Consider the following 374-nt stretch of genomic DNA (forward strand, 5'->3'; position numbering starts at 1 on the left):
TCGTTCTTGGTGCGCAGGCCCTTGAGCTGCTCGGAGGCACGGAGCAGGGCGACGCCGCCGCCCGGGACGATGCCTTCTTCCACAGCCGCGCGGGTCGCATGCATCGCGTCATCAACGCGATCCTTGCGCTCCTTCACCTCGACCTCGGTCGCGCCGCCGACGCGGATCACCGCGACGCCGCCAGCGAGCTTGGCAAGACGCTCCTGGAGCTTCTCACGGTCGTAGTCCGAGGTGGTCTCCTCGATCTGCGCCTTGATCTGGGCCACGCGCGCCTCGATGTCGGCCTTCTTGCCGGCGCCGTTGACGATCGTGGTGTTCTCCTTGTCGATCATCACCTTCTTGGCGCGACCGAGCATGTTGAGCGTGACGTTCTC

The 374-nt window shown here is 66.0% G+C and carries 1 protein-coding gene; it reads right to left on the minus strand.

Annotated features, from left to right (window positions below):
- Window positions 1-374, minus strand: a 374-nt coding sequence (locus RAD10_RS41570; protein ID WP_461621995.1) for a TCP-1/cpn60 chaperonin family protein, incomplete at both ends; no start/stop codon positions are given.

The organism is Bradyrhizobium sp. 23AC, assembly GCF_054863025.1.